Origin of the sequence: Bacillus pseudomycoides DSM 12442 (genome assembly GCF_000161455.1) — a bacterium.
GTDB classification, from domain to species: domain Bacteria; phylum Bacillota; class Bacilli; order Bacillales; family Bacillaceae_G; genus Bacillus_A; species Bacillus_A pseudomycoides.
The window spans coordinates 5223919-5224652 of record NZ_CM000745.1 but is presented as its reverse complement, the minus strand read 5'-3'; the positions used below and the strand labels follow the sequence as shown (position 1 = coordinate 5224652).

Here is a 734-nt window from a genome sequence, read left to right as displayed (position 1 = left end):
CCTCCAAATAACTCATTCTATAAGACTCCTTTCTAACTTGCATTCTTTCTCCTAATATATGATATAAATCTTATAAATATGCTAGAAGGATAATTCATTATATGAACGAAAATAACATTTTAATAAGGTACGTTTTCTATTCCTAAATTACTAAAAAATTATTAATATAAGATTATTTTTTAGTAATTAATAGGTATGATATAGGGATATTTTGAATGTACATTTAGGTTGTTCTTTTCAACATATTTATCATTTTAAATACGCCCTTTATTAGAATACTGCTCATACTTTTTTTGAGATCCTTTAGTAATACGTGCGTTAAGTAAAATTGCTAACAACAAAAACACTCCATATTTTCCCCCTGTAGCTCCTATGATAATCACACTACTACAAACAAGTACAATTAATAGGAGAAACGAAACTAAATAAATACGGTTATAGTTCTTTGACATCTTCTCGTATTTTATGCGTTCTTTCCTTGCATCCATCTAAATTCCTCCTTTAAATTATCTAATTCACTATAAAATAAATATCGCTCTTAAAAAGAAAACACTCTATCGTTTCAAATAATTAGTTTGTTTTTTTATCAACTAATTTATATAAGATAAAAAGAAATACTACCAATATTAAGCTTTCCACCATGATAATCCCGACCCTCTCCTTCCTTTTAACCCCATCACATCCGATGAAATTTATGTATATCCTATTATTATCAGCAACAAACAAAAAGGATC

General features: G+C 27.4%; 1 protein-coding gene. It reads right to left on the bottom strand.

Going from position 1 to position 734, the window contains the following annotated elements; all coding sequences use genetic code 11:
• Positions 1–254: 254 nt before the first annotated feature.
• Positions 255–488 carry a hypothetical protein gene (locus BPMYX0001_RS26465; protein WP_018767989.1) on the bottom strand — a complete coding sequence of 78 codons (234 nt, stop codon included), beginning with the start codon at positions 486–488 and terminating at the stop codon, positions 255–257.
• Positions 489–734: the final 246 nt, after the last annotated feature.